Raw genomic sequence first — 871 nt, forward strand, 5'->3', positions numbered from 1 at the left:
AATCGGACGAAAAGAGTAAATTTAGAATCCCAGCCTGCGCGTAGCCGGGCCGTTAGGCTCAATTAAGAAAAATGAAACGTTCACTAATTGGAAAAATATTGATAATAATTGGACTCGTAGTAAGTCTCAATCCATATTTGATAATCTTCATTGGTGGACCAATATTTTTAATTGGAGCATTAATTTATTGGAGCACAAAAAAGACGAAAAAATCTAAATTATTGTGGACAATAACACCAATTGTAATTTGGTATCCTCTAATGATTGGACTCTTTTGGGTTGCAGGTACAATAGGAACAACAATGGCTCAAAAACGAGATTACATAGTTTCAGAAAATTTCAAAGGAACAATTAAAGTCGTAGAATCAGAATGTGGGTTAAAACCTGAAATTATAAATGGAAGATTACAATTCGAAATTCCTCAAAATGGAATTTATCTATTTGACGGTGAATTAAAAAGTGGATACATAAACGAAAAGAATTACATAAAAAAAGAGAACGGCCAATTAGTAGAAATCGAATCAAAATTTTGGGCAACAAAAGAAGATGAAAAAGATACAATCGGAGTTGAAAAAATAATTGGAGTTTATGGAGGAGGTTATGGTAGCTTCGGAGATAACAAAACCAACTTCATAGAAAAATACGTTGAAACAAATAAGGTTTATGACGATAAGACAAAATGGAGAATGAATAAAAGGCAAGATGAAATTTTAGATAGTTTGAGAACAGACTGTAAATTGAAAAAGAATAAAAACTGAGCCTAACAACGTGTATGTGTTCATGTCGGGCAAAAGCCCGCCACGCCACATACACAAGACCGTTGGGCGCACTCCATTTCGGGAATAAAAAGCTGATAAACAAACGATTAGGA

Annotated in this window: 1 protein-coding gene; it reads left to right on the forward strand. The window is 33.8% G+C overall.

What is annotated here, in order from left to right:
- Positions 1-71 precede the first annotated feature (71 nt).
- Positions 72-758, forward strand: a complete 687-nt coding sequence (locus tag IX84_RS30480) for a hypothetical protein (protein WP_044230435.1) — start codon at positions 72-74, stop codon at positions 756-758.
- The last annotated feature ends 113 nt before the right edge of the window (positions 759-871 follow it).

Source organism: Phaeodactylibacter xiamenensis (assembly GCF_000759025.1).
GTDB lineage: Bacteria > Bacteroidota > Bacteroidia > Chitinophagales > Saprospiraceae > Phaeodactylibacter > Phaeodactylibacter xiamenensis.